The sequence below is a fragment of the Mycolicibacter heraklionensis genome (assembly GCF_001021505.1).
Classification (GTDB): Bacteria; Actinomycetota; Actinomycetes; order Mycobacteriales; family Mycobacteriaceae; genus Mycobacterium; species Mycobacterium heraklionense.
Genome location: NZ_LDPO01000001.1, coordinates 296,601 through 323,515, shown reverse-complemented (window position 1 = coordinate 323,515; position 26,915 = coordinate 296,601). Strand labels below are relative to the sequence as shown.

The window sequence follows — 26,915 nt, the reverse complement described above, 5'->3', positions numbered from 1 at the left end:
GGGTTTACGACGCGGTGCTGCGTTGCCGGGACTGACCGGCGGCGACGATCGGGGCGGCCTTGTGCAGGCACTCCTGCCACTCGGCGTCGACGTCGGAGTCCGCGGTGATACCGCCGCCGACCCCCAGCACGGCGCCACCGTCGGCGTCGAATTCCACGGTGCGTATCGCGACGTTGAGTTCGCAGCCGGCCACCGGTGACGCCAGCCCGACGGTGCCGCAGTAGGCGCCGCGGCGCGACAACTCCCACTCCGAAAGCAGCTGGCGGGCACGGTGTTTGGGGGTTCCGGTCACCGATGCGGGCGGGAACGTGGCGTCCAGCAACGCCGCCATGGGCAGCTGATCCGGCACGCTGGCCGAGACCGTGGACACCAGATGCCAGACCCCCGGGGCGGGGCGCACCGCCAACAGTTCGGGCACGGTGACCGTGCCGGTGGTCGCCACCCGGCCCAGGTCGTTGCGGACCAGGTCCACAATCATGATGTTCTCCGCCACGTCCTTGGTCGAAGCGCGCAGCGCCGACGGGCGGGCGTACAGCGGCAGGGTGCCCTTGATCGGGCTGGAGTCCACGACCTGACCGCGGCGGCGCAGGAACAGCTCCGGTGACAGCGAGGCCACCGCGCCCCAGTCGCCCGCGACATAGGCGGCACGCGCCGGCCCGGTGCGCGCCACGGCGTCGGCGAAGAAGTCCAGCGGTGCGCCGGTGACGGTCCCGGTGAATCGGGTGCACACGCAGGCCTGATAGACCTCACCGGCCCGGATGGCCTCCAGGCAGGACAGCACCCCGGCGCGGTGGGCCTGCCGGTCCGGGGTCTCCCAGTAGATGTGGCATCCCTGGGCAGGGGCGGGCGTCGTCAGTGCCTCGGCCAGCCAGCTCGGCATCGCCGCGCCGGACAGGCTCTCGAACCACCACTGGCCCTGGTCGTCCTGACGCAGCACGCAGTCGGTCCAGCCACCGGCAGCTTCCGGGATGCGGGGGCCCAGGCCGTCGGCTCCGGCATCGGGGTAGGACAGATACCCGATCCAGCCGCCACCCACCGCGTCGGACTGGGCGCCTGGAGCGACGTCGAACACCTCGCCGGGGCCCACCGGCTCGACCGCCACGCTGGGCGCGATCACTGCCCGTGACCCGAACCACTCGCCGGTCAGCGCGGCCGGCGGGGGCAGCCCACGCCGGTCGGTGGCATCGCCGACCGCGCGCAGCACCTCCGGTGCCGCCCCCACGTCGCCGAGCCGCTCGATCCGCACGGCACTAGCTTGTCAGACGTCGGCGCCGCGGGTGATCTCCCGGGCAGCCGCCACCGCCGCCAGCTTGTCCGGGTTGCGCATCGCGTAGAAGTTCGTGATCAGGCCGTCGACGATCTCGAACGTGAACACACCCTCCAGCCGGTCGGCATGAAAGAGCAGCACCGCGGGCGCGGAGTTGCAGACGCCCATCTCCACCCGGACGTCGGGCATCTGCGCCCCCTGCCGCAGCAGCCCGATGACTGTGCGGGCGACCTTGTCGGCTCCGACGATCGGCCGCCGGGCCGCGCTGGCCTTGCCGCCGCTGTCGGCGGTCCACACCACATCGGGTGCCAGCATCGACAGCACGGTCGTGAGGTCGCCGCCGGCCGCCGCGGTCATGAACTCTGCGGTGACCCGAGCGCTTTCCTCCGGGTCCACCGGGGTGTAGCGCGGCCGCCGGGCCTGGACGTGGCCACGGGCCCGATGCGCGACCTGACGGGCCGCGGCCGCCGATTTGCCGACCGCGGCCCCGATCTCGTCGTAGCCGAACCCGAACACTTCGCGCAGCACGAACACCGCGCGTTCGTCCGGGCTGAGGGTCTCCAGCACCACCAACATCGCCATCGAAACCGATTCGGCCAGCACGACATCGGCAGACGGGTCATGTTCGGTGAGCAGCAGCGGCTCGGGCAGCCACGGCCCGACGTACTCCTCGCGCCGCCGGGCGTCGGCCCGCAGCGCGTTGAGTGCCTGCCGGGTGACCAGGCTGGCCAGGTACGCCTTGACGTCGTGGACTTCGGCCAGATCGACCTCGGCCCAGCGCAGGTAGCTGTCCTGCAAGACGTCGTCGGATTCGGTTGCCGAGCCCAGGATCTCGTAGGCGATGGTGAACAGCAGTGGCCGCAGCTCGGTGAACCGCTCGGCGTGTCCCCCGCAAGCGGGAGGTGCCCCCTCGCTTCTCACACCGCAGCCCCCCGTTCCACGTGCCCCGGTGCGATTTGGGCCGCCCGGCCGCCCTTCATCCAACGGTACGAGCCCGGCTTGGTGGCCTCGCCCCGAATCCACTTCACCGTGTACTTGCAGATCGCCTCCTTGACCACGGTGCCGAGCCGCCCGCCGACGAACGCCTTGATCGGGGTGTCGTCGCGGCGGGACAACTGGACGGTCGCCGCGTTCCGGCCCACGCTGATGCACTGCGCGGCGAACGACTGGTCCAGCGGTGCCGGTGAGGTGCCGGCGATGCGGGCCAGCACGGTGTTGGCGGCTTGGGCGCCCAGCGGCAAGGCGGCCTGGCAGCTCATCCGCAACGGCTGGCCCGAGGGGGCGACGGCATCTCCGGCTGCCATGATCCACGGGTTGTCGATGCTGGTCAGGGTCTCGTCGGTGAGCAGCCGGCCCACTGCGTCGGTGGCCAGTCCACTGGCCGCGGCCAAGTCCGGGACGCCGAAGCCCGCCGTCCAGACCGTCACCGCGCTGGGCAGCACGGTGCCGTCGCGCAGCTCCAGTGCGTCGGCCCGCACCTCGGCGACGACCGCGGCCTCGCGTACGTCGACACCCAGCTTGCGCAGCGCCTTGGCCACCGAGCGACGGCCCGCCGCGTGCAGCGACGGTCCGAGCATTCCGCCGCAGACCAGGGTCACCGGACGACCCTGCCCGGCCAGTTCAGAGGCCGCCTCGATTCCGGTCAGTCCACCGCCCACCACGGTCACCGGTGCGTCCGGCGCCACCTCGGCGAGCCGGCCCTGCAGCTGGACTGCGGACTCGAATTCACAGATGGAGTAGGCGAATTCGGCGGCACCGGGAACCGCCGCGGTGATCGCGCCGGTGCTGCCCACCGCATAGATGAGGTAGTCGTAGCGCAGCACGGTGCCCGATGCCAGCTGGATGCGTCGATTGGCGGCGTCGATCCGGGTGGCCTCATCGACCAGCAGCCGGACCCCGTCACCGAGTAGGTCGTGGTAGTCGATGTCGGCTCGGTAGGTGCCGGCCACATGCTGGTGCAGCCGGATCCGTTCGACGAACGCCGGCCGCGGATTGACCAGGGTGACGTCGACGTCCGGACGTGCCCGTAGGCGGTTGGCCGCCATGGTGCCTGCGTAGCCGCCGCCGATGACGACGACGCGGGTGCGGGTGCTGGGGGAGTTGTGTGTGTTGGTCATGCCCTCAAGACACCGCGGACGGCCCGAACGTGACAGCCTGTGGCCCACATCACGCCCGCCCGATGCGGTGGCGGCCGGGCCCCTGGCGCGAAATATACCCCCGGGGGTAATATGGCTGGCGTGGCCGGCAGTCGTGGAGCAGCACCCGCAAGCCCGGGCCACCAGGGAGAGGGAGTACCGATGACGCGAACCGTTATCCTCGGGGCCGGCATCGCCGGGCACACCGCCGCCTTGCATCTGCGCCGCATGTTGCCGCGTCAGCACGAAGTCGTTGTGGTCTCACCCGAACCGGACTGGAACTGGATCCCCTCCAACATCTGGGTGGGCGTGGGCCGGATGGACGCGGCGAAGGTGCTGATTCCGCTCAAACCGATTTACGACCGCAAACACATCGGGTTCCGTCAGGCGTGGGCGACCACCATCCACCCCGAAGGCACCGCCGAGGAGGCGAAGCCGTCGGTGGACTTCACCTACACCGACCCCGCGCGCCGCGGCGAGACCGACAACCTCACCTACGACTATCTGGTCAACGCGACCGGTCCGCTGCTGAACTTCGCGGCCACCCCCGGGCTTGGTCCGGGCGGTCACTCCTGGTCGGTGTGCACCGCCGGCCACGCCGTCGAGGCCGGCCAGGCGTTCGACCGGGTTATCGCCAAGCTGAAGGACGGTGTGCCGCAACGCCTTGTGGTCGGCGTCGGGCATGGCACCTGCACCTGCGAAGGCGCGGCGTTCGAGTACACGTTCAACGTGGAGCGCGCCCTGCGCGATGCCGGCGTGCGCGACCTCGCCGAGATCGTCTACCTGACCAACGAGTACGAACTCGGTGACTTCGGCGTCGACGGTTTGGATTTCGTCGACAAAGGCTTCACGCAGTCCAGCCGGCTGTGGACCGAGTCGCTGTTCCGCGAGCGCGGCGTCAAGGCGGTCACCCAGGCGCACGTGCACGAGGTGATGGACGGGCAACTGCGCTACGAGCAACTCGACGGCACCGAACACCAGCTCGACTTCGACTTCGCGATGTTGCTCCCGCCGTTCAAGGGTGCCAACCTCACCGCCTACGACCGGGCCGGCACGGACATCACCACGACGCTGTTCGCGCCGTCCGGGTTCATGAAGGTCGACGCGGACTACTCGGGCAAGCCCTACGAAGAATGGTCCGCCGAGGACTGGCCGCACACCTACCAGTCGCCGGCCTACCCGAACGTCTTTGCGCCCGGCATCGCGTTTGCGCCGCCACATCCGATCTCCCGGCCTCGCACGAGCCGCAACGGCACGGTCATCACGCCCAGCCCGCCGCGCACCGGGATGCCGTCGGGGATCATGGCGAAGACGATCGCTCGGACCATCCGCGACCGGATCATCCGGGGCGTCGATGCACCCGCTCACCGCGCGTCGATGGCGACCATGGGTGCGGCCTGCATCGCTTCGGCGGGCACCGGTTTGCGGCAGGGCTCGGCAGCGGCGATGACGATGTTTCCGGTGGTGCCCGACCCGGCGCGCTACCCGCAGACCGGCCGCGACCTCGCCGGTACGTCCGGCGAAATCGGCCTCGCCGGCCACTGGATGAAACTGCTGCTGCATTACCTGTTCATCTACAAGGCCAAGGCACGGCCGTTCTGGTGGCTGATCCCGGAATGACTGGAAGGGAAGGCTCACTCATGGACGACTCCATCAACGACGACGCCACCAACACAGCGGCGAACCGCCAGACCGCCGAGCGCATCGCCGATGCCCCGCTGCCGACCCGTCGGACGTTGCGGCTGCGGCAGAGCCTGCTGGTGCAGTGCTGGCGTTTCGTCCGCATCAACCTCAAGATGGTCGGGGTCATCGCCCGCGGCCACGATGGCTAGCGCCTCGCGCTACTGGGGCTGGTAGCGCGGAAACACCCCGGACGGCGCCGGGAGCGTCAGACCCGGCGCCAGGCGCTCGGGCACGGCGGTGAACATCCGCTGCTCGTCGGTCTGGCCCAGCAGATCCAGCAGCTTGGCTGCCGAGTCCGGCATCACCGGTTGCACCAGCAGCGCCGCGATCCGCACCACCTCCAGCGTGGTGTACAAAACCGTGCCGAAGCGGGCCTGATCGGCCGCCGACTCGCTCTTGGCCAGTTTCCACGGCTCGTTGGCCGAGAAGTAGCGGTTGGCCGCGCCCAGCATCTGCCAGATCGCCTCCAGGCCCAGGTGCATGGACTGCGTTCCGAACGCGGCCCGCATCTTCTCCAGCAGCTCGTCGGCCAGTGCCAGCAGTTCCTCGCCGTCAGCGGCTTGGGCGGTCGGCTCGGGCACCACCCCGTCGAGGTTGCGGGCCACCATCGACAGCGAGCGCTGCGCCAGGTTGCCCAGCTCGTTGGCCAGGTCGGCGTTGACGCGGCCGATCATCGCCTCATCGGAGATGCTGCCGTCCTGGCCGAACGGGATCTCACGCAGCAGGAAAAAGCGCACCTGATCGACCCCGTACTTGTCGACGAACTCCACCGGGTCGATCACGTTGCCCACCGACTTGCTCATCTTCTCGCCGCTGTTGAGCAGGAAGCCGTGCGCAAAAACTCGGCGCGGCAACTCGATTCCGGCCGACATCAGAAACGCGGGCCAGTACACGGTGTGGAACCGGATGATGTCCTTGCCGATCATGTGCAGATCGGCGGGCCAGTACCGGCGAAACGACTCCGAGTCGGTGTCGGGATAGCCGACCCCGGTCAGATAGTTGGTCAGCGCGTCCACCCAGACGTACATGACGTGATCGGGGTGTCCGGGAACCGGCACGCCCCAGTCGAACGAGGTGCGCGAGATCGACAGATCCCGCAGCCCGCCGGAGACGAAGCTGACCACCTCGTTGCGGCGCACCTCGGGAGCGATGAAGTCCGGGTTGGCCTGGTAGTGCGCCAGCAGCCGGTCGGCGTAGGCCGAGAGCCGGAAGAAGAAGGTCTGCTCCTCGGTCCAGGTGACCGGCGCGCCGGTCTCGGCCGCCACCCGGGAACCATCCTCGGTCAGCCGGGTCTCGCCCTCGGTGAAGAACCGCTCGTCGCGCACCGAATACCAGCCGCTGTAGGCGCCGGGGTAGATGTCACCGGCGTCGACCATGCGCTGCCAGATCACCTTGGACGCCTCCAGGTGATCGGCGTCGGTGGTGCGAATGAACCGGTCGAAGGAGATGTTGAGCTTCTCCTGCAGCCGCTGGAAAACATCGGAGTTGCGCCGCGCCAGCTCCGCGGTCGGAATGCCTTCGGCGGCGGCGGTCTCGGCCATCTTCAGCCCGTGCTCGTCGGTGCCGGTCAGGTACCGCACGTCGAATCCGTCGAGTCGGTGGAACCGGGCGATCGCGTCGGTCGCGATGTACTCGTAGGCGTGGCCGATGTGCGGCTCACCGTTGGGGTAGGTGATCGCGGTGGTGACGTAGAAAGGCTTCATCACCGTTCACCCTATTGTGTGCGGGTGAGCTCGAAACGATCAGCCAAAACTCCGCCGCCCGCACCGGAGCCGCTGAGCCCGCTGGTCGACGCCCACACTCACCTCGACGCCTGCGGCGGTGCCGACGCGTCTTCGGTGCGCGCGATCATGGACCGGGCCGCCGCGGTCGGGGTGCAGGCGGCGGTGACCGTCGCCGACGACCTGGCTTCGGCTCGCTGGGTGACCCAGGCCGCCGACGCCGACGACCGGGTCTACGCGGCGGTCGCGCTGCATCCCACCCGGGCCGGCACCCTCACCGACGCGGCCCGCGCCGAGATCGAGGCGCTGGCCGCCCATCCGCGGGTGGTGGCGATCGGGGAGACCGGTATGGACCTGTACTGGCCCGGGCGCCTCGAGGGCTGCGCCGATCCGCAGACCCAGCGCGACGCCTTCGCCTGGCATATCGACCTGGCCAAACGCACCGGCAAACCGTTGATGATCCACAATCGCGACGCCGACGGCGCCGTGCTCGATGTTTTGCGCGCCGAAGGTGCTCCCGGGACGGTGATCTTCCACTGTTTCTCCTCGGGTCCCGAAATGGCTCACACCTGCGTCGACGCCGGCTGGATCCTGAGCCTGTCCGGCACGGTCAGCTTCAAAAACGCCCGTGACCTGCGGGAAGCGGTGGCATTGATTCCCCATGCGCAGCTGCTGGTGGAGACCGACGCACCATTTTTGACTCCACATCCGTACCGCGGTTCACCGAACGAGCCCTACTGTCTGCCATACACTGTCAGAGCGCTGGCCGAGCTGTTGGCAACATCGGCAGCCGAACTGGCGCAGGTGACGAACCGCAACGCCCGTCGGGTGTACGGGTTGGACTGAAGGTCGAGCAGGTCACATTCGGTTGCCGACTGCCGGTCGGGTTCGTTACCGTTCCGTTATCGAACCTGGGGCAGACAATGCCCCATTGCCGTGCCTTCAACGTCGTTAGGTTTTCTGCCTTGAACACTTTGACCAGGCTGCATCAGGCGCCATCGCCGATGCTGCGGGTGCTGGTCGGCGCGCTGTTACTGGTGCTGACCTTTGCCGGCGGCTTCGCGCTCGCCAGCGTCAAGACCGTGACGCTGGATGTGGACGGAACTCCCATCACCGTCACCACCATGCGGTCGCGGGTGATCGACGTCGTCGCCGAGAACGGCTTCGACCTCGGCGACCGCGACGATGTGAGCCCCGCCCGCAATGCTCAGGTGCACGACTCCGACACGATCCTGGTCCGTCGTGGCCGGCCGCTGCAGGTGTCCCTGGACGGTCGCGAGCCCCAGCAGGTGTGGACAACGGCGCTCTCGGTGGACGAGGCGCTGGCCCAGCTGTCGATGACCGACACCGCCCCCGCCGCGGCGTCCCGCGGTAGCCGGGTCCCGCTGGCCGGGATGGCGCTGCCGGTCGTCAGCGCCAAGACCGTCACGATCGACGACGGTGGCGTCGTGCGCACGGTGCACCGGGCCGCGCCCAATGTCGCCGAGCTGCTGGCCGCCGACGGCGCCCCGCTACAGCAGGCCGACAAGGTCACCCCGGCGGCGTCGACGCCGATCAGCGAGGGCATGCAGATCCAGGTGACGCGGATCCGGGTCAAGCAGGTCACCGAGCGGGTGCCGCTTCCGCCGCCCGCCCGTCGCATCGAAGACCCGACCATGAACATCAGCCGGCAGGTCGTCGAGGACCCGGGCACCCCGGGCACCCAGGACGTGACCTACTCGGTGGCCACCGTCAACGGCGCCGAGACCGGTCGTCTGCCGGTCGCCAACGAGGTGGTGGCCCCGGCCCGTGACTCGGTGCTGCGGGTCGGTGCCAAGCCCGGCACCGAGGTGCCGCCGTCGGTCTACGGAGCCGCCTGGGACCGCATCGCCAACTGTGAGTCGCACGGAAACTGGGCGATCAACACCGGCAACGGCTTCTACGGCGGCGTGCAGTTCGACTACGGCACCTGGGTGGCCAACGGCGGTCTGAAGTACGCACCGCGCGCGGATATGGCCACCCGTGAAGAGCAGATCGCGATCGCGGAGGTCACCCAGGCCCGCCAAGGCTGGGGCGCCTGGCCGGTGTGCAGCGGGAGACGCTGACCATCGGGCTACTCGGGGCCGGTGACATCAGGGCCCTGGCGAACGAACTCGACCTGCGGCCCCGGAAATCACTGGGGCAGAACTTTGTTCACGATGCGAACACCGTGCGCCGGATTGTGGACGGCGCCGGAATCACCGCCGACGACCATGTCCTCGAAGTCGGGCCTGGGCTCGGGTCGCTGACCCTGGCGCTGCTCGAGCACGGCCCGACGGTGATCGCCGTCGAGAAGGATCCGGTGCTCGCCGCGCGGTTGCCGCAGACCATCGCCGAACACGCACCCGCTGATGCGACCCGTTTGGAGGTGCTCGGCGCCGATGTCTTGACCCTGCGCCGGGACGAGCTGGCGACCGCGCCGACCGCGGTGGTGGCAAATCTGCCCTACAACGTGGCGGTCCCGGCGTTGCTGCACCTGCTGTCGGAGTTCGACTCCATCCGCACCGTGACGGTCATGGTGCAGTTGGAGGTGGCCGAGCGGCTGGCCGCCGAGCCGGGCGGCAAGGACTACGGGGTGCCCAGCGCCAAGGCCCGATTTTTCGGTGCGGTGCGTCGCTGCGGCACCGTGCCGCCGAGTGTGTTCTGGCCGGTACCGCGAGTGAATTCCGGGCTGGTGCGCATCGACCGGTACGACGCCGCTCCGTGGCCGGTCGACGACGCGTTCCGCCGGCAGGTCTTCGCTCTGGTCGACGTCGCATTCGCCCAGCGCCGCAAGACCTCCCGCAACGCGTTCGCCGACTGGGCTGGGTCGGGTGCGCGATCCGCCGAACTGTTGGGGGCGGCGGGTATCGATCCGATGCGTCGCGGCGAGACGCTGGCGATCGCGGATTTCGTTCGCCTGCTTCAGGTTTCGACGGCCTTGGCGGGCCCGGCGTGCGACAGCAGCGCGCGGGACAACTCTTCGACGAAGTCGGCGCAGGACTCGTAGCGGCGCGCCGGAAACTTCGCCAGCGCACGTTGCACCACCACGTCGGCGGCCCGCGCCGCCGGACCGAGTGTGTCGGACAGGGGCGGCGGCAGCAGGCGCAGATGCGCATCGGCCAGATCGGCCGCGTTCTGGGCGGCAAACGGTGGTGCCCCGGTGAGCAGCTCGACCGCCGTGCAGGCCAGGGCGTATTCGTCGGTGGCCGCCGATGGGGCCTTGCCCTGCAGGATCTCCGGCGCGGTGTAGGGCAGTGAGACCTCGGGGTTTCCGGTATGTCGGGGCCGGTGCCACACGTCTTCGACGACGGCGTGGGCCGTCCCGAAGTCGGTCAGCACCGCCCCGGCGCGCCCGAAATCCGCGGGGATCAGGATGTTGGCGGGTTTGACGTCAGAGTGCACGATGCCGCGCCGGTGTGCGTAGTCGAGCGCGGCGGCCACCTGGGTCAGCGCGGCCAGGCGATCCTCGAGCGTTCGCAGGCCGGTCGCCTTGCCCCCGTCGATGTACTGCATCGCCAGCCAGAACGGCCCGTGCCGGTACACCGCGACGATATTGGGGTGCTTGAGCGCGTTCGCGAAGGCGAACTCGCGGTCCAGCCGGCCCTGCTCGGCGGGGGAGCGGTGCCACTCGTCGAGGACCTTCAGCGCCACGATCGTGTCGGGGTCGCTGCGGTGATGGGCCCGGTACACGCCGGCGTGCCCGCCACGCCCGACCTCGCGCTCGATCAGGTAGCCGCCGTAGTCGACGCCGACTCCAGTCATGGGCCCAGGTTATGGCGCTGGAGCGGTCTTCGGCGCGGTTAGGGGACGCCTCGCAGAAAACTAAGAACAACATGATTGAATAGCCAAAAATCGATGACATTTCGCTGGTGCGAGGTGATAATCGTCCGCATACGTCACCCCGGGAGGCCGCCATGACAACTCTGTCCCATCGCAACCTGACTTCCTTCGGTGCGGTGCCGCTGACCCTGGCCGCCATTGCCGCACTGGGCGTCGCGCCCGTGGTGGCGCCCGAGCTGGCCGCGACCGCCAAGACAGTGATCGCCCAGACGACCCTGCTGGACACCGAGTCCTGGATCATGGGTGGCAGCGGACTCCCGATCCCACCGCCGCAGTACCTGACCGCCCTCACCGACCGGTTCATCGACCCGTCGACCCCGAAGTTCGAGGGTCAGCCGACTTTCCCGGTGGACGCCACCAACCCGCTGTTCACGCCGGAGGGCCTCTACCCGCTCACCGGCGTGAAGACGCTGCCGCTGGACACCTCGCTGCAGCAGGGCTCCACCATCCTGTACCAGAAGATCCTGGAAGAGGTCGGCAAGGGCAATGACCTTGTCGTACTGGGCTATTCGCAGAGCGGTGTCATCAACGGACTGGTGATGGACCAGCTGCTGGCTCTGCCCGAGGACGAGCGTCCGACCTCCGACCAGCTGTCCTTCGTGACGCTGGGCAGCCCGGCCAACCCCAACGGCGGCCTGCTGTCCCGCTTCGACGTTCCCGGTGTCCCGCTGAGCCTGCCCGCCCTCGGGGTCACCTTCAGCGGAGGCGCGCCGTCCGAGACGCCCTGGGAGACAGCGAATTACATCCAGGAATACGACGGCTTCGCCGACTTCCCGAAATACCCGCTGAACTTCCTGGCCGACATCAATGCCTTCCTGGGCATCATGTTCATCCACGGCACCTACCCGTCGCTGACCGACGCCCAGCTGGCGACGGCCATCGAGCTGGACACCTCCGGCGACTACACCGGTAACAACCAGTACTTCATGATCCCCACCGAGAACCTGCCGCTGCTGGAGCTGTTGCGCGGCAACGCCTTCGGCAATGCGTTCGCTGACCTGTTGCAGCCGGCCCTGCGGGTGCTGATCAACCTCGGCTACGGCGACATCGAACACGGTTGGGACCAGGGCCCGGCGGACGTCTCCACGCCGTTCGGGGTCTTCCCCGACGTCAACCCGATGGACGTGCTCACCGCTCTGGTGAACGGTGCCGAGCAGGGTTGGAACGACTTCATCGCGGACCTGCAGAACATCGGGTCCGGCAGCGCGACGGATCTGTTCGGCCTGGACAGCGGCCCCGCGGACTTCTCCCTGCCGAGCCTGATGGACGTCGTCAACACGCTCAGCGGCGCCGCGGCGACCTTGTACGCGACTCTGCTCCCGACCGCCGACATCATCAATTCGCTGATCACCACGCTGCCGGCCTACGCCGCGAGCCTGTTCTTCAACGAACTGATGTCGGGTGATCTGCTGGGCGCGATCGGGATGCCGCTGGCGGCCACCACCGGGCTGGTCACCATGGCGGGCGGGTTCGAGTTGGAGGTGCTGATGAACGCGTTCAGCTCGATCAGCTCCGACTTCTCCGACCTGTTCTCCTCCTGATCGAACCTGATCGAGTAGGCGTACCCAGTCCGAGCCCTGGCACTAAGCCCCCTCGGAGCCGGTGTGGACCGATAGTCTCATCGGCGTGACCGCATCCGACGGCAATACCGCCACCGACTGGTCCCCGACCGGTTCGGTCACCGTGCGGGTACCGGGCAAGCTCAACCTCTACTTGGCCGTCGGTGACCGTCGCGATGACGGCTACCACGAGCTGACCACCGTTTTCCACGCGGTTTCGTTGGTCGACGAGGTGACCGTCCGCGACGCCGACGTGCTGTCGTTGCGGGTCAGCGGCGAGGGTGCCGATGTGCTGCCGACCGATGAGCGCAACCTGGCGTGGCAGGCCGCCGAGCTGATGGCCGAGTATGTGGGCCGCGCTCCGGACGTGGCGATCAGCATCGACAAGTCGATCCCGGTGGCCGGCGGCATGGCCGGCGGCAGCGCCGACGCCGCGGCGGTGCTGGTCGGCATGAATGTGTTGTGGGAACTCGGCGTGCCGCGTCGCGACCTGCATTCGCTGGCCGCCCGGCTGGGCAGTGACGTGCCGTTCGCGCTGCACGGCGGTACCGCGTTGGGCACCGGTCGCGGCGAGGAACTGGCAACGGTGCTCACCCGGGAGACGTTCCACTGGGTGCTGGCGTTCGCCGACCGTGGGCTGTCGACGCCGGCGGTCTTCGCCGAGCTGGACCGGCTGCGCGACACGGGGCGCAAGTTGCCGGAATCGGGTGAGCCCGAGCCGGTGCTGGCGGCGCTGGCCGCCGGTGACCCGCAGCGGCTGGCCGGATTGCTCGGCAATGACCTGCAGGCGGCGGCCGTCAGCCTCAACCCGGGCTTGCGCCGGACCCTGCGCGCCGGCGTGGAGGCCGGTGCCCTGGCCGGTGTGGTGTCCGGATCCGGCCCGACATGTGCGTTCCTGTGCCTGTCGGCGCAGTCGGCGGCCGACGTCGCCGTCGAACTCTCGGCGCTCGGCGCGGGACGGGCGGTGCGGGTGGCCAGCGGCCCGGTCTACGGCGCCCGAGTGGTGCCGTCGTCGGTGAGTGGGGCCTAGCCGCGACACCGATCCGCTGGCAGATTTGCCCGCGGATTAAGAGGAGTTTAAGATGGCCCGCGGTGACTATTTGCGGCCAGGACAGCCCTGCCACCCAGACGCTCGCCGCTCTGGTGGGCCGCGCATTACGGTATCGAGATCTAACCGCCACCGAATTGTGCGCGCGTGCCTGTCGCGATGTGGTCTCCAGCAGGTGGAGCATGAAATCTGAGCCCGTATGGAAAGTACCGGTGCCGGCTAGGAGGCCGTCGTGAGCAGGTTTACCGACAACATGTTCCGTAGTGCCCGGGAGTCGTCCAAGGGCATGGTTACCGGTGAACCGCACGCCCCCGTCCGACACACCTGGGGCGAGGTCCATGAACGCGCCCGGCGCATCGCCGGCGGGCTGGCCGCGGCCGGGGTCGGCCCGGGAGACGCGGTCGGGGTGCTCGCAGGCGCCCCGGTCGAAATCGCTCCCACCGCCCAGGGCGTGTGGATGCGCGCCGCCAGCCTGACCATGCTGCACCAGCCCACCCCGCGCACCGACCTGGCGGTCTGGGCCGAGGACACCATGACCGTCGTCGACATGATCGACGCCAAGGCCGTCATCATCTCCGACCCCTTCATGGCAGCCGCGCCGGTGCTGGAGGAGAAGGGTCTGAAGGTGGTCACGGTCACTGACCTGCTGGCCGCCGAGCCGATCGATCCGGAAGAAGCCGGTGAAGACGATCTGGCGCTGATGCAGCTGACGTCCGGGTCGACCGGGTCGCCGAAGGCCGTGCAGATCACCCACCGCAACATCTACTCCAACGCCGAGGCGATGTTCATCAGCGCCGAGTATGACGTCGAGAAGGACGTCATGGTCAGCTGGCTGCCGTGCTTCCACGACATGGGCATGATCGGCTTCCTGACCGTGCCGATGTACTTCGGCGCCGAGCTGGTCAAGATCACCCCGATGGACTTCCTGCGGGACACCCTGCTGTGGGCCAAGCTGATCGACAAGTACAAGGGCACCATGACCGCGGCCCCGAACTTCGCCTACGCGCTGTTCGCCAAGCGGCTGCGCAAGCAGGCCACGCCGGGACAGTTCGACCTGTCCACGCTGCGGTTCGCGCTCTCGGGTGCTGAGCCGGTGGAGCCGGCCGACGTCGAGGACCTGATCGATGCCGGTAAGCCGTTCGGGCTGAACCCGGCCGCCATCCTGCCGGCCTACGGCATGGCCGAAACGGTGCTGGCGGTGTCGTTCTCCAAGTGCGGCGCGGGCCTGGTGGTCGACGAGGTCGACGCCGATCTGCTGGCCGCGTTGCGCCGGGCGGTGCCCGCCACCAAGGGCAACACCCGGCGACTGGCCTCGCTGGGGCCGCTGCTGGAGGGCATCGAGATCCGGATCGTCGACGAGCACGGCAACTCGTTGCCGCCGCGCGGGGTCGGCGTGATCCAGCTGCGCGGCGAGCCGGTGACCCCGGGCTATCTGACCATGGCGGGCTTCCTGCCGGCGCAGGACGAGCACGGTTGGTACGACACCGGCGACCTGGGCTACCAGATGGAGGACGGCCACGTCGTGGTGTGTGGCCGGGTCAAGGACGTCATCATCATGGCGGGCCGCAACATCTACCCGACCGACATCGAGCGGGCTGCGGGCCGGGTCGAGGGTGTGCGCCCGGGCTGCGCGGTCGCGGTACGCCTGGACGCCGGGCACTCCCGGGAGACGTTCGCGGTCGCGGTGGAATCCAACGCCTGGCAGGACCCTGCCGAGGTACGCCGCATCGAGCACCAGGTCGCCCATGAGGTGGTCACCGAGGTCGACATGCGGCCCCGCAACGTGGTGGTGCTCGGGCCGGGCAGCATCCCCAAGACCCCGTCGGGCAAGCTGCGCCGGGCCAACTCCGTCGCCCTGGTCACCTAGCGCGCCTGCCGCGTTTCCTCTTTCCGCGAGGGTGCGTGTTTGTACGCCGACACGCCGGAATTTGCCGTACAAACACGCACCCTCGCGGGAGGTGGCGGGCCCGTTAACCCCAGGCGTGCACGACGTTCTGGGCCGGTTCCAGCCCGAGCTCGATCAGCAGCTCGGTGGCGTCGGCGGCCTGCTCGCAGATCGTGGGCAACTCGTCGCGCTCTTTGGCGGTGAATGCCTGCAGCACGAACGCCGCCGGATCCTGGCGGCCGGGCGGCCGGCCGATCCCGAAACGGACTCGCTGAAAGTCCTTGCTGCCCAACACGGTCGCGACCGAGCGCAGCCCGTTGTGACCGCCTTCGCCGCCGCCCTGCTTGAGCCGGATCCGGCCGAAGTCCAGGTCGAGGTCGTCATGAATCACCACGACGCCGCCGGTGGGCACCGAATAGAACTTGGCGAGTGGGCCCACCTGGCGGCCCGACTCGTTCATGTAGCAGCGTGGTCGCGCCAGCACCACCGAGCGCCCGCTCAGGCGCCCGGTGGCCACGTCGGCCCCCGACTTCTTGTGCAGCTTGAACGCCGACCCGATCCGCTCGGCCAGCAGGTCGAGAACCATGAAGCCGACGTTGTGCCGGGTGCGGGCGTAGTTCGGGCCCGGGTTGCCCAGGCCGACCACCAGTATCGGCGGTGACTCGGCCACGCCGTGCTCGGCCTACTCGGCCTCGCCGGCTTCGGCCTCGCCGGCCTCCGCCTCGGCTGCCTCGCCCGCGGCTTCGGCTTCGGGCTCCTCTTCGGCCCGCGGCTCGACCACGTTGACCAGCAGCAGGTCCGGGTCGGACACCAGCGTCACGCCCTTGGGCAGCTCCAGGCCGCCGGCGGTGAACTGGGTGCCGGCCTCGGCGCCCTCGATGGAGACGGTCAGCTGCTCGGGGATCGACAGCGCCTCGGCCTCGATCTCCACGGTGGTGGCGTCCTGGGTGACCAGGGTGCCGGACATGGCGTCGCCCTCGATGACGACGTTGACCTCGACGACGACCTTCTCGCCGCGTTTGACCACCAACAGGTCGGCGTGCTGGATGGTGCGACGGATCGGGTGCACGTCCAGCGCCTTGGTCAGCGCCAGCTGCTCCTTACCCTCGATGTTGAGGGTGAGCACCGCGTTGGTGCCGGAGTGGCGCAGCACGGCGGCGAAGTCGTGGGCATTGAGCTCCAGGTGCTGCGGGTCGGTGCCGTGGCCGTAGAGGACCGCGGGGACCTTGCCTTCGCGGCGGGCCCGCCGGGAGGCGCCCTTACCGGTCTCGGTCCGCACCGAGACGGTGAGCTGGTTGGTGGTCTGGGACTTGGCCATCGGAACTCCTTGGTTGCTGCGGCGTGCATGAGGCACGGCCAGATCGCGACAACCATCCAGGAGGTCCTCGTCGATAACGGCGGCCGAATTGGGTGGCCGCCCTCGCCGTGACGCCTGGTCAGGCTAGCGCATCCGCACCTCAGAGCGGAAATTGAACCCCGGTGAGCTGCGCAGACAGCTCCCACAGCCCGGCGGCGGTGGAGCCGCGCTTGGCCAGCAGGCTGCGGCCCACCGACCCGGTGCGGCCGATGAAGGCGAACCGCGGACCGACGAAGGTATTGCCGGACAGATCCTGGGACGCGGCATACAGGGTTTGGCGTGCACCGAAATCGGGGCTGGTGGCCAACAGGCCGTTGCCGAGCGTGCGCATCAGCACGTCGCCGACCCGATTGCCGGTGTGGCCCTGCAGATTGGTGCTCGAGTAGCCGGGGTGGGCGGCCAGCGCCCGCAGGGGTGAGCCCGCCGCCACCAGTCGGCGCTGCAGCTCGCTGGTGAACAGCAGGTTGGCCAGCTTGGACTGGCCGTAGGCCAGCCACGCCGAATACCGCCTCGACTCCCAGTTCAGGTCCTTGAGGCTGACGTAGCCCATCCGGTGCAGGAACGACGACACCGTCACCACCCGGTCGGTGAGCTTGGGCAGCAGCAGGTTGGTCAGGGCGAAGTGACCCAGATGGTTGGTGCCGATCTGGCTCTCGAAGCCGTCGACGGTCTTGGCGTAGGGCACGGCCATGATCCCGGCGTTGTTGATCAGCACGTCGACCCCCGGTGTCTCGTCGGCGAACCGCCGCACCGAGGACAGGTCCGCCAGATCCAGGGCACGCACCACCACGTTGCCGGGCATGCCCGCCGCTGCGGCCTGGCCCTTGGCGGTGTCGCGGACGGCCAGGGTGACGGCGGCGCCGACGCGGGCCAGCTCGCGTGCGGTGACGACGCCCAATCCGCTGTTGGCGCCGGTGACCACAACGGTGCGGCCGGCGAAGGACGGTAGATCGGCGGCGGTCCAAGAGCTCATGGCTGCCACCCTAGATCGCTGCGGCGCTCAGTTGCAGTTGTTGGCGTGCACCCAACGCCCGTTGTAGCCCACGCAGGTGTTGACCGGGGGAGGTGGCGGTGGCGGAGGTGGCGGCACGTCTTCGGGCAGCGGCGCGTAATAGGACGGCGGGGGCACCGGGTCGGCGCATCCGCTGACGTAGACGCGGCGGCCCACACCGACGCAGCCCTGCGCCGTGGCGCTGCCGGCCGGTGTGAACACGACGACGACCCCCGGCAGGCTGGTCAGTGCCAGTGCGGCGATGACCCAGACCCGGCGTGTCATCACTGGTCCAGCAGCGGGTGCTCGGGTTGGGGCAGTCCGCAGCGGGCGCGGAAGTCAGCCAGCGGCTGGCGCAGCCCCAGCAAGTCGGCGTGGGCTTGTGGTTTGTCGGCGAAGAAGCTGCGAATCGCCTCGGGCACTTCGTCGTCGGGCCGGTTGCGCAGGTCGGTGTAGAACTCGTTGATGTCGGGATGCGCGTAGAGGTATCCGGATGTCGACGCGGCGACGCCGGTCAGCACGTTGGCCATGTCGGCGGCGGTGCAGCCGGGCGGGTCTGCCAGCGCCACCGGTGCCAGCAGGCCGGTAGCGACTGCGGCGACGCCGAGGCCCGCAAGGCTCAGCGATGACAGGCGAATAAGGGGCATGGTGGAACTCCCTTCGACGGGTGCGTCGCACTGTAACAAGCCCGGGGCCGGTGGGGACTCACTTGGCGGCGACGGTGAACCCCTTCATGATCGCCTCGACGTCGGTGGCATGTTTGGGCGCCTCGTCGGCCGGGGCGGTGACCGCCAACTGCACCAGGTAACGCTGTTCCGCCGGCCCCGAACCGGTGGCGATCACCATCCGGAACCAGCTGTGCAGGCGCTGGCCGTCCATGTCGTAGGTGCCCTGCACCATCGAGGACGGGAAGCCTTGGTAGTCCTCGTTGGAGGCGTCCAACAGCCGGAAGTTCGGCGAGAGCTGGGCGTCCACCACACCGTGGCGGATGGCTTCTTTCGAGTCGAAGTTCCCGTTGAGCTTGACCACACTCAAGATCGCCCGCGGGAACTTCTCGCCCTTGCCCAGGACCAGGGTGGTGGCCGGCAGCATCGGGTTTTCTTTCTTCGTCCAGCCCGGCGGCGTCGGGATCGACACGGTCAGGTCGGTCGGTGCGTTGGGGGCCACCGCCTCAGCGGCCACTCCCTGATCCTCCAGGTAGCGCCCCACGGTGACCGGGGCCTCCGGCTCCGATGAGGTGGTGGTCGTACTGCCGTTGCCCCAAATCGAGTGATAGTCCGGGGTTTTGGCGCCGCACCCCGACGTTGTGCTCACCACGGTCGCGCATGCCAGGGCCGCGGCGGCCAAGCGCAGCGGGGTCACAGGATCTCGCGGACCGCGTCAATCGGACGGGCCAGCCGGGTGCCGTTACCGGTGACGACGAACGGCCGCTGGATCAGGATCGGGTTGGCGGCCATCGCGTCGAGCAGTTCGTCATCGGTTGCATCGGCCAGGTTCAGCTCGGCGTACACCGCCTCGCCGGTGCGCACCGCGTCGCGCACACCGATCCCCGCGGCACTGATCATCTCCGCCAGCTCGGCACGCGACGGCGGGGTCTTCAGGTACTCCACGACCGTCGGCTCGATACCGTTCTCGCGCAGCAGATCCAGCGTCTTGCGTGAGGTCGAGCAGCGCGGGTTGTGATAGACCACCGCGTCAGCCATGTCAGGCGTCTCCGTCGAAAAGGCCGGTGACCGAGCCGTTTTCGAACACTGCGCGGATGGTGCTGGCCAGCAGCGGAGCGATCGACAGCACGGTCAGCTGCGGGAACCGCTTGTCCTCGGGGATCGGCAGGGTGTTGGTGACGATCACCTCGCTGGCCCCGCAGGCCGCCAGCCGCTCGGCAGCCGGGTCGCTCAACACCCCGTGAGTGGCGGCGATGATCACGTTGCGGGCGCCGTCTTCGCGCAGCAGGTTGACCGCCGCGGCGATGGTGCCGCCGGTGTCGATCATGTCGTCGATCAGCACGCAGGTCTTGCCCGCCACTTCACCGACCACCCGGTTGGACTTGACCTGGTTGGGCACCAGCGGGTCGCGGGTCTTGTGAATGAAAGCCAGCGGTACGCCACCTAACGAGTCCGCCCACTTCTCGGCGATGCGCACCCGGCCGGAGTCGGGGGAGACCACCACGACATCGGAGTTGCCGTAGTTCTCCTTGATGTAGCCGATCAGCAGCGGCTGGGCCCGCATGTGGTCCACCGGGCCGTCGAAGAAGCCCTGGATCTGGTCGGTGTGCAGGTCCACGGTGACGATCCGGTCGGCGCCGGCCGTCTTGAGCAGGTCGGCCACCAGGCGAGCCGAGATCGGCTCACGGCCGCGGTGCTTCTTGTCCTGGCGGGCGTAGGGGTAGAACGGCAGGATCGCGGTGATCCGCTTGGCGCTGCCGCGCTTGAGCGCATCGATCATGATCAGCTGTTCCATCAACCACTGGTTCAGCGGCGCCGGGTGCGACTGCAGCACGAAGGCGTCGCAACCCCGCACCGACTCGTCGAAGCGCACGAAGATCTCGCCGTTGGCAAAGTCCCGGGCGGTCTGCGCCGTCACTGGTACGTCCAGTTCCTTGGCGACCTGATCAGCCAGCTCCGGGTGCGCACGACCAGCGAAGAGCATCAGGTTCTTGCGATTGTCTGTCCAGTCGTGGCTCACGTGCTGCCCCCGCCGTAGGAGATTGTGGATTTCGGTCGAGTTAACTCGGGCCTTATGGTACGTAGCCCGGTGCGCGATTTCGCCTCGGGCTGCCTCAACGCGATCAACCTCACGATGACCGATCGGGTGGAGTGTGCCCGGATTCTTCGGCGCTGTTCGCGGCGTCGGCCGCCGCGGCGGCCTGACTGCCGGGCCGCTTGCGCTGCACCCAGTTCTCGATGTTGCGTTGCGGGCCGGCCGAGACGGCCAGTGCGCCCGGCGGCACATCGTGGCGCACCACGGTCCCGGCGCCCGTGTAGGCGCCGTCGCCGATGGTGACCGGTGCGACGAACATGGTGTCCGAGCCGGTGCGCACGTGCGAGCCGACCGTGGTCCGCCGTTTGGTCTGGCCGTCGTAGTTGACGAACACGCTGGAGGCGCCGATGTTGCTGTGGTCGCCGATATCGGCGTCGCCGACGTAGGTCAGGTGCGGAACCTTGGTCCCGGCGCCGATGGTCGAGTTCTTGGTCTCGACGAACGCGCCCAGCTTGCCGTCGGCGCCCAGCACGGTGCCGGGGCGCAGATAGCTGAACGGCCCGACCGTGGCGCCGGCGCCGACCGACGACGAGGTGGCGTGGCTGCGGATCACCGACGCGCCGTCGCCCACCGTGACATCGGTCAGAGTGGTGTCGGGTCCGATCGTGCAGTGCGCGCCGACGACGGTGCGGCCCAGCAGCTGGGTTCCGGGCGCGACGGTGGTGTCGCGCCCGATGGTCACGTCCACGTCGATCCAGGTGGTGGTGGGGTCGACGATGGTGACGCCGGCCCGCTGGTGGGTGGCCACCAGGCGGCGGTTGAGTTCGGTAGCCAGCGCGGACAGTTGCACCCGGTCGTTGACGCCGGCCACCAACGCCGCGTCGTCGACGTGGCGGGCGTGCACCACCTGGCCGTCGCCGCGGACGATGCCGATCACATCGGTGAGGTACAGCTCGTGCTGGGCGTTGTCGGAGCCCAGCCGGCCCAGCGCGGAACGCAGCGCGGCGATGTCGAAGGCGTACACCCCGGCATTGACCTCGCGGATCTCCCGCTGCGATTCGGTGGCGTCGGCCTGCTCGACAATGGCCGTCACTTCACCGTCCTGGGTGTGCAGGATGCGGCCGTAGCCGGTGGGGTCGGCCAGCGTGGTGGTCAGCACCGTGACCGCGGCAGGGGCGGTGCGATGGGTGTCGATCAGCGCCTGCAGCGTGGCGGTGTCCAGCAGCGGGATGTCGCCGGAGGTGACGACGACGGTGCCGGTGAAGTCGTCCGGCAGGGCGGCCAGGCCGCACAGCACCGCGTGCCCGGTCCCGAGCTGCTGGTCCTGCAGGGCGATGTCGATGGGAAAGTCCAGGGCCTGCGCCAGCTCGGCGACCGGGCCGGTGATGCGCCCGTGCTCGTGGCCCAACACCACCACCAAGTGGCGGGGCCCGACGCCGGCGGCCGCGGACAGGCAGTGCGCCAGCATGCTGCGCCCGCCCAGCTCATGCAGCACTTTGGGGGTGTCGGAGACCATCCGGGTTCCGGCCCCGGCCGCCAAGACGATGACGGCGTCCTGCGTATCCGGGCGCGACTTGGGGGTACCTCCCGCTTGCGGGGGAGCGTGTTTGTGCGTCGACACGCCGCCTAGCCTGTCACTCTGCGCACGTTCGCGGCAAAAAGTAAGAGCAAATCCGTGAGCTCCGTCGCCAGGACTCGAACCTGAACTATCTGAACCAAAATCAGAGGTGCTGCCGATTACACCACGACGGATCGGTGTTCCGCAGTGACTCTAGTCCAACGGACTACCCTGGTCGCGTGGCTGGTCTGGACAAGGACGGCCGGGCGCCTCGAGCCCGGATGACAGGTAGCGAGCGTCGTCACCAACTCATCGATGTCGCCCGCTCGCTGTTCGCCGAACGCGGTTATGAGGGCACCTCTATCGAGGAGATCGCGCAGCGCGCCAACGTGTCCAAGCCCGTGGTCTATGAGCACTTCGGTGGCAAGGAGGGGCTTTACGCCGTGGTGGTCGACCGCGAGATGTCGGCATTGCTGGACGGCATCACCACGTCGTTGACCAAGGCCACCAACAACCAGTCCCGGCTGCGGGTGGAGCGCGTCGCGCTGGCCCTGCTGACCTACGTCGACGAGCACACCGACGGATTCCGCATCCTGATCCGCGACTCTCCGGCGTCGATCAGTTCCGGCACCTACTCGACCTTGCTCAACGACGCGATCGGCCAGGTGTCGTCCATCTTGGCCGGCGACTTCGCCAAACGCGGCCTGGACCCCGAGACCGCGCCGCTGTACGCCCAGGCGTTGGTCGGGTCGGTGTCGATGACGGCCCAGTGGTGGCTCGACGTACGCGAACCCAAGAAAGAAGTGGTGGCCGCGCACCTGGTCAACCTGTGTTGGAACGGATTGACTCACCTGGAGTCCGACCCGACCCTGCACGACGAATAAGCTCGAATACCGAATTGCCCGCACCGATGGCTGGGCGTAACTTGTTTAACATGAGTACACACAGCTTGCGTGAGTTGCGCGCACAGCTTGGTGCCATCGTCCGCGAGGTGGCCACCACCGGTGAAGAGGCGATCATCACCGACAGTGGCACCGAGATCGCCGTCCTGATTTCGATGGCCGACTACGAACGGCTGCACGAACACGCCGACGTCGCCGACACACTCCGGCTGCGAAGCGTTCGGGAGCACGAGTTCACCACGATGTCATTGGGCGAGATGCTCGACGCACTGGGTGTGGACGCCGAGGCATTCGTCGCGTCGTGAGGGTCGAATTCCACCCTGACATCCTCAAACAGCTGCAACGTCTGCCGCGCGACGCGTTCGAGACCGCATTACAGGCGATCATTGCCCTCGCTGACGATCCGCGTCCGGTCGGGGCGCGAAAGCTCGTCGGCCCGCACCACGATTGGCGTGTCCGGTTCGGGCAATACCGCATCATCTACCAGATCGACGATGCCGCCGGTGTCGTCATCATCTTCGCCGTCGTCAAGCGCAGCGATGCGTACCGCTGAATAATGCGGCGCCGCCTGCCCTCGGGTTGACCAGTGCCGCAACGTGAATCGGGCAGCGCCTAGAATTGTCCACATCATGACCGCACCGGGGTACCAGACTGTCCAAAACCCGATTGCGGGCCTCGTAGACCTGGCGCTGGGCGCGCCCGCCTTCGCCGAACTCATCGAGCGCGCCGGCGACCCGCCCGCCGAACTCGCGCTGGTGGGCCCGGTCGGAGCGCGTCCGTTCACCGCGGCAGCCCTGGCCCGCAGCAGCGCGCTGCTGGTGGTCACCGCCACCGGCCACGAAGCCGACGACCTGACCGCGGAGCTGCGCGGGGTGTACGGCGACACGGTGGCACTGTTTCCGTCCTGGGAGACGCTGCCGCACGAGCGGCTCTCGCCCGGGGTGGACACCGTGGGCGCCCGCCTGCTGCTGCTGCGCCGGCTGGCCCGCCCCGACGACGCCCGGCTGGGGCCGCCCCTGCGCGTGGTGGTGACCACGGCCCGGTCGCTGCTGCAGCCGATGACCGGCCAACTGGACGCGATCGAGCCGGTCATGCTGGCCGTCGGTGACGAGATTCCGTTCGAGGCGGTGATCGCCCGGTTGGTCGAGCTGGCCTACACCCGGGTGGACCTGGTGGGCAAGCGCGGCGAGTTCGCGGTCCGCGGCGGGATCCTCGACCTGTTCCCGCCGACCGCCGAGCATCCGGTGCGCGTCGAGTTCTGGGGTGACGAGGTCACCGAGATCCGGCCGTTCTCGGTGGCCGATCAGCGCTCCATCCCCGAGGTCGAGGTCGGCACCGTGGTCGCGGTGCCCTGTCGGGAGCTGCTGCTCACCGACGAGGTCCGGGCGCGCGCGGCCGAGCTGGCACGCGATCAGCCGCACGCCGACAACGCCGTGTTGGGCACCGTCGGCGACATGCTGGCCAAGCTGGCCGAGGGCATCCCGGTCGACGGCATGGAGGCGCTGGGCCCGGTGCTGCGGCCCGGCCCGCAGGCGCTGCTGACCGATCAGCTGCCCGCCGGTACCCCGGTGCTGGTCTGCGATCCGGAGAAGATCCGCGCCCGCGCCGCCGACCTGATCAAGACCGGACGCGAATTCCTGGAGGCGTCCTGGTCGACAGCGGCGATCGGCGGTGAGGCGCCGATCGACATCGAGCAGCTCGGCGGATCGGGATTCCGTGAGTTCGCCCAAGTGCGCCAGGCGGCCCTGGACACCGGGCATCCGTGGTGGACGCTGAGCCAGCTGCCCGACCCGGAGGCGGTCGAACTCGATGTGCGCGCGTCGCCGTCGGCACGGGGGCGGCAGCGCGACATCGACGAGATCTTCGCCATGCTGCGGGCGCACATCGCGACCGGGGGGCGTGCCGCGGTGGTGGCCCCCGGCGTCGGCACGGCGCGGCGGATCGTGGAGCAGCTGGCCGAATCCGAGACTGCGGCAACACTGTTGGATGCGGGTGCCGCGCCGCAGCCCGGCGTGGTCGGGGTGCTGAAGGGCCCGCTGCACGAGGGTCTGATCATCCCGGGCGCCAACCTGGTGGTGGTGACCGAGGCCGATCTGACCGGCAACCGGGTGAGCGGGCCGGAAGGCAAGCGGCTGGCAGCCAAGCGCCGCAACGCCGTCGACCCGTTGGCGCTGACCGCCGGCGACCTGGTGGTGCACGACCAGCACGGCATCGGCAAGTTCGTGGAGATGACCGAGCGCACCGTCGGCGGGGCGCGGCGCGAATACCTGGTGCTCGAGTATGCGTCGGGCAAACGTGGAGCCAACGGGACCGACAAGCTCTACGTGCCGATGGACTCCCTGGACCAGCTGTCCCGCTACGTCGGCGGCCAGGCCCCGGCGCTGAGCCGGCTCGGTGGCAGCGACTGGGCCCAGACCAAGACCAAGGCCCGCAAGGCCGTCCGCGAGATCGCCGACGAACTCGTCGCGCTCTACGCCAAACGCCAGGCTGCGCCCGGCCACGCGTTCGCCCCGGACAGCCCGTGGCAGGCCGAGATGGAGGACGCCTTCGGGTTCACCGAGACCGTCGACCAGCTCACCGCGATCAGCGAGGTCAAGGCCGACATGGAAAAGCCCGTCCCGATGGACCGGGTGATCTGCGGCGACGTCGGCTACGGCAAGACCGAGATCGCGGTGCGAGCGGCGTTCAAAGCCGTCCAGGACGGCAAGCAGGTCGCGGTGCTGGTGCCCACCACGCTGCTGGCCGATCAGCACCTGCAGACGTTCAGCACCCGGATGGCCGGCTTCCCGGTCACCGTCAAGGGGCTGTCGCGGTTCACCGACGCCCGAGAATCCAAGGCGACTATCGACGGCCTGGCCGACGGCTCCGTCGACGTGGTGATCGGCACCCACCGGCTGCTGCAGACCGGGGTGCGCTGGAAGGACCTCGGCCTGGTGATCGTCGACGAGGAACAGCGGTTCGGCGTCGAGCACAAGGAGCACATCAAGGCCCTGCGCACCCACGTCGACGTGCTCACCATGAGCGCCACGCCGATCCCGCGCACCCTGGAGATGAGCCTGGCCGGCATCCGGGAGATGTCGACGATCCTCACCCCACCCGAAGACCGCTATCCCGTGCTGACCTACGTCGGCCCGCACGATGAGAAGCAGGTCGCCGCGGCATTGCGGCGCGAGCTGCTGCGCGATGGCCAGGTGTTCTACGTGCACAACCGGGTCAGCTCCATCGACGCGGCCGCCGCCCGGGTGCGTGCGCTGGTGCCCGAGGCCCGGGTCGTGGTCGCGCACGGCCAGATGCCCGAGGAAATGCTGGAAACCACGGTGCAGGGCTTCTGGAACCGGGAGTACGACATTCTGGTGTGCACCACGATCATCGAGACCGGCCTGGACATCTCCAACGCCAACACGTTGATCGTGGAGCGTGCCGACACCTTCGGGCTCTCCCAGCTGCACCAGCTGCGGGGCCGGGTGGGCCGCAGCCGGGAGCGCGGCTACGCCTACTTCCTCTATCCGCGGGAGAGCCCGCTGACCGAGACCGCCCACGACCGGTTGGCCACCATCGCCCAGAACAACGAACTCGGCGCCGGGATGGCGGTGGCGATGAAGGACCTGGAGATCCGCGGCGCCGGCAACGTGCTGGGGGTGGAGCAGTCCGGGCACGTCGCCGGGGTGGGCTTCGACCTGTATGTGCGGCTGGTCGGCGAGGCCGTCGAGGCCTATCGGGCGGCGTTCAACGGCGAGACGATCACCACCGAGGAGGTCAAGGACGTCCGGATCGACCTGCCGGTCGACGCGCATCTGCCGCCGGAGTACATCAACTCCGACCGGCTGCGGCTGGAGGCCTACCGACGGCTAGCCGCTGCGCCCGACGACGCCGCGATCAACGCTGTCATCGATGAGCTGACCGATCGCTACGGGCCGCTGCCCGAGCCGGCCGGGCGGCTGGTGGCGGTGGCCCGGCTGCGGCTGCTGTGCCGAGCAGCCGGGATCACCGAGGTGTCGGCGGCGTCGGCGACCACGCTGCGGCTGGCCCCGATGACGTTGCCGGACTCCGCCCAGTTGCGGCTCAAGCGGATGCATCCGTCGGCCAGTTACCGCGCCACCACCGCCACCGTGCAGGTGCCGATCCCGCGGGCCGGCGGCGGCGTCGGCGCGCCCCGTATCCGCGACGTCGAACTCGTCCAGATGGTGGCCGATCTGATTTCCGCGCTGGACGGCAAGCCGCAGGGTCTCATCGACGTCACCGGCGCGGCGCCCGCAGTACGGTAACCAC

26 protein-coding genes and 1 tRNA gene are annotated in these 26,915 nt (G+C 69.0%); 12 read left to right on the top strand and 15 right to left on the bottom strand.

Annotated features, from left to right (window positions below; translation table 11 throughout):
- Positions 1–4: 4 nt before the first annotated feature.
- From ABW16_RS01530 to ABW16_RS01520, 3 genes are read right to left on the bottom strand one after another with little or no spacing between them, the layout of a single operon-like run.
- Positions 5–1,246 (bottom strand): aminodeoxychorismate synthase component I, encoded by a 1,242-nt coding sequence (locus ABW16_RS01530; protein ID WP_047317338.1) that lies wholly within the window; start codon positions 1,244–1,246, stop codon positions 5–7.
- A gap of 12 nt (positions 1,247–1,258) precedes the next feature.
- Entirely contained in the window at positions 1,259–2,188 is a 930-nt protein-coding gene (locus tag ABW16_RS01525; RefSeq protein ID WP_047317337.1) for an RNA polymerase sigma-70 factor, read from the bottom strand.
- Complete coding sequence (locus ABW16_RS01520; RefSeq protein WP_047317336.1) at positions 2,185–3,384, bottom strand: NAD(P)/FAD-dependent oxidoreductase; 1,200 nt, start codon at positions 3,382–3,384, stop codon at positions 2,185–2,187. Before ABW16_RS01520 ends, ABW16_RS01525 begins: the two co-directional genes overlap by 4 nt.
- A 180-nt stretch (positions 3,385–3,564) precedes the next feature.
- Between ABW16_RS01520 and ABW16_RS01515 the strand changes: the two genes are divergently transcribed.
- The gene (locus ABW16_RS01515) at positions 3,565–5,022 is read left to right on the top strand and encodes an NAD(P)/FAD-dependent oxidoreductase (RefSeq protein ID WP_047317335.1); all 1,458 of its coding nucleotides are present in this window, start codon (positions 3,565–3,567) and stop codon (positions 5,020–5,022) included.
- A gap of 20 nt (positions 5,023–5,042) precedes the next feature.
- Positions 5,043–5,234, top strand: coding sequence for a hypothetical protein (locus ABW16_RS01510; protein WP_047317334.1), 192 nt, complete (start codon positions 5,043–5,045; stop codon positions 5,232–5,234).
- 9 nt (positions 5,235–5,243) lie between these two features.
- Here the strand turns inward: ABW16_RS01510 and metG are convergent, their stop codons facing one another.
- Positions 5,244–6,788, bottom strand: a complete 1,545-nt coding sequence (gene metG / locus ABW16_RS01505; RefSeq protein WP_047317333.1) for a methionine--tRNA ligase — start codon at positions 6,786–6,788, stop codon at positions 5,244–5,246.
- An 18-nt stretch (positions 6,789–6,806) separates the two neighbouring features.
- Between metG and ABW16_RS01500 the strand changes: the two genes are divergently transcribed.
- From ABW16_RS01500 to rsmA, 3 genes are all read left to right on the top strand, one after another.
- The gene (locus tag ABW16_RS01500) at positions 6,807–7,652 is read left to right on the top strand and encodes a TatD family hydrolase (protein WP_200900596.1); all 846 of its coding nucleotides are present in this window, start codon (positions 6,807–6,809) and stop codon (positions 7,650–7,652) included.
- A gap of 119 nt (positions 7,653–7,771) precedes the next feature.
- Positions 7,772–8,890 carry a resuscitation-promoting factor gene (locus ABW16_RS01495; RefSeq protein WP_082133899.1) on the top strand — a complete coding sequence of 373 codons (1,119 nt, stop codon included), beginning with the start codon at positions 7,772–7,774 and terminating at the stop codon, positions 8,888–8,890.
- Complete coding sequence (gene rsmA, locus ABW16_RS01490; protein ID WP_082133898.1) at positions 8,863–9,813, top strand: 16S rRNA (adenine(1518)-N(6)/adenine(1519)-N(6))-dimethyltransferase RsmA; 951 nt, start codon at positions 8,863–8,865, stop codon at positions 9,811–9,813. Before ABW16_RS01495 ends, rsmA begins: the two co-directional genes overlap by 28 nt.
- On the opposite strand, the gene ABW16_RS01485 is transcribed toward rsmA, so the two are convergent.
- Entirely contained in the window at positions 9,729–10,568 is an 840-nt protein-coding gene (locus ABW16_RS01485) for a serine/threonine-protein kinase (RefSeq protein ID WP_047317330.1), read from the bottom strand. The genes rsmA and ABW16_RS01485 overlap by 85 nt on opposite strands.
- Positions 10,569–10,720: 152 nt before the next feature.
- Between ABW16_RS01485 and ABW16_RS01480 the strand changes: the two genes are divergently transcribed.
- From ABW16_RS01480 to ABW16_RS01470, 3 genes are all read left to right on the top strand, one after another.
- Complete coding sequence (locus ABW16_RS01480; protein ID WP_047317329.1) at positions 10,721–12,187, top strand: PE-PPE domain-containing protein; 1,467 nt, start codon at positions 10,721–10,723, stop codon at positions 12,185–12,187.
- An 85-nt stretch (positions 12,188–12,272) separates the two neighbouring features.
- Complete coding sequence (locus tag ABW16_RS01475) at positions 12,273–13,235, top strand: 4-(cytidine 5'-diphospho)-2-C-methyl-D-erythritol kinase (RefSeq protein ID WP_047317328.1); 963 nt, start codon at positions 12,273–12,275, stop codon at positions 13,233–13,235.
- Between the two features lie 250 nt (positions 13,236–13,485).
- Positions 13,486–15,120, top strand: coding sequence for a fatty acyl-AMP ligase (locus ABW16_RS01470; RefSeq protein WP_047317327.1), 1,635 nt, complete (start codon positions 13,486–13,488; stop codon positions 15,118–15,120).
- Positions 15,121–15,223: 103 nt separating this feature from the next.
- On the opposite strand, the gene pth is transcribed toward ABW16_RS01470, so the two are convergent.
- The 10 genes from pth to ABW16_RS01420 all read right to left on the bottom strand — a co-directional run bounded on the left by pth (position 15,224) and on the right by ABW16_RS01420 (position 21,938).
- Positions 15,224–15,808 (bottom strand): aminoacyl-tRNA hydrolase, encoded by a 585-nt coding sequence (gene pth, locus ABW16_RS01465; protein ID WP_047317326.1) that lies wholly within the window; start codon positions 15,806–15,808, stop codon positions 15,224–15,226.
- A gap of 12 nt (positions 15,809–15,820) precedes the next feature.
- Entirely contained in the window at positions 15,821–16,456 is a 636-nt protein-coding gene (locus ABW16_RS01460) for a 50S ribosomal protein L25/general stress protein Ctc (RefSeq protein WP_047317325.1), read from the bottom strand.
- 139 nt (positions 16,457–16,595) lie between these two features.
- Complete coding sequence (locus ABW16_RS01455) at positions 16,596–17,468, bottom strand: oxidoreductase (RefSeq protein ID WP_047317324.1); 873 nt, start codon at positions 17,466–17,468, stop codon at positions 16,596–16,598.
- Positions 17,469–17,495: 27 nt separating this feature from the next.
- Entirely contained in the window at positions 17,496–17,771 is a 276-nt protein-coding gene (locus ABW16_RS01450) for a hypothetical protein (RefSeq protein WP_047317323.1), read from the bottom strand.
- Positions 17,771–18,133 carry a heme-binding protein gene (locus ABW16_RS01445; RefSeq protein ID WP_047317322.1) on the bottom strand — a complete coding sequence of 121 codons (363 nt, stop codon included), beginning with the start codon at positions 18,131–18,133 and terminating at the stop codon, positions 17,771–17,773. The genes ABW16_RS01450 and ABW16_RS01445 overlap by 1 nt, the downstream gene beginning before the upstream one ends.
- A 58-nt stretch (positions 18,134–18,191) precedes the next feature.
- On the bottom strand, positions 18,192–18,848 hold the full coding sequence (locus ABW16_RS01440) for an LpqN/LpqT family lipoprotein (RefSeq protein WP_047317321.1): 657 nt from the start codon (positions 18,846–18,848) through the stop codon (positions 18,192–18,194).
- Positions 18,845–19,189 carry an arsenate reductase (glutaredoxin) gene (arsC, locus tag ABW16_RS01435; RefSeq protein ID WP_047317320.1) on the bottom strand — a complete coding sequence of 115 codons (345 nt, stop codon included), beginning with the start codon at positions 19,187–19,189 and terminating at the stop codon, positions 18,845–18,847. The genes ABW16_RS01440 and arsC overlap by 4 nt, the downstream gene beginning before the upstream one ends.
- Position 19,190: 1 nt before the next feature.
- Complete coding sequence (locus ABW16_RS01430; RefSeq protein WP_047317319.1) at positions 19,191–20,171, bottom strand: ribose-phosphate diphosphokinase; 981 nt, start codon at positions 20,169–20,171, stop codon at positions 19,191–19,193.
- A gap of 109 nt (positions 20,172–20,280) precedes the next feature.
- Positions 20,281–21,807: a bifunctional UDP-N-acetylglucosamine diphosphorylase/glucosamine-1-phosphate N-acetyltransferase GlmU gene (glmU, locus tag ABW16_RS01425; RefSeq protein ID WP_047317318.1), complete on the bottom strand. Its 1,527-nt coding sequence runs from the start codon at positions 21,805–21,807 to the stop codon at positions 20,281–20,283.
- 59 nt (positions 21,808–21,866) lie between these two features.
- Positions 21,867–21,938: transfer RNA gene (locus ABW16_RS01420), tRNA-Gln, on the bottom strand.
- Positions 21,939–22,025: 87 nt separating this feature from the next.
- Here ABW16_RS01420 and ABW16_RS01415 point away from each other — a divergent pair.
- From ABW16_RS01415 to mfd, 4 genes are all read left to right on the top strand, one after another.
- Positions 22,026–22,628, top strand: coding sequence for a TetR/AcrR family transcriptional regulator (locus ABW16_RS01415; RefSeq protein ID WP_024442510.1), 603 nt, complete (start codon positions 22,026–22,028; stop codon positions 22,626–22,628).
- Between the two features lie 50 nt (positions 22,629–22,678).
- Positions 22,679–22,951, top strand: coding sequence for a type II toxin-antitoxin system Phd/YefM family antitoxin (locus ABW16_RS01410; RefSeq protein WP_047317317.1), 273 nt, complete (start codon positions 22,679–22,681; stop codon positions 22,949–22,951).
- Positions 22,948–23,199, top strand: a complete 252-nt coding sequence (locus ABW16_RS01405; protein ID WP_047317316.1) for a type II toxin-antitoxin system RelE family toxin — start codon at positions 22,948–22,950, stop codon at positions 23,197–23,199. The genes ABW16_RS01410 and ABW16_RS01405 overlap by 4 nt, the downstream gene beginning before the upstream one ends.
- A gap of 76 nt (positions 23,200–23,275) precedes the next feature.
- Positions 23,276–26,911, top strand: coding sequence for a transcription-repair coupling factor (gene mfd / locus ABW16_RS01400; protein ID WP_047317315.1), 3,636 nt, complete (start codon positions 23,276–23,278; stop codon positions 26,909–26,911).
- Positions 26,912–26,915 lie beyond the last annotated feature (4 nt).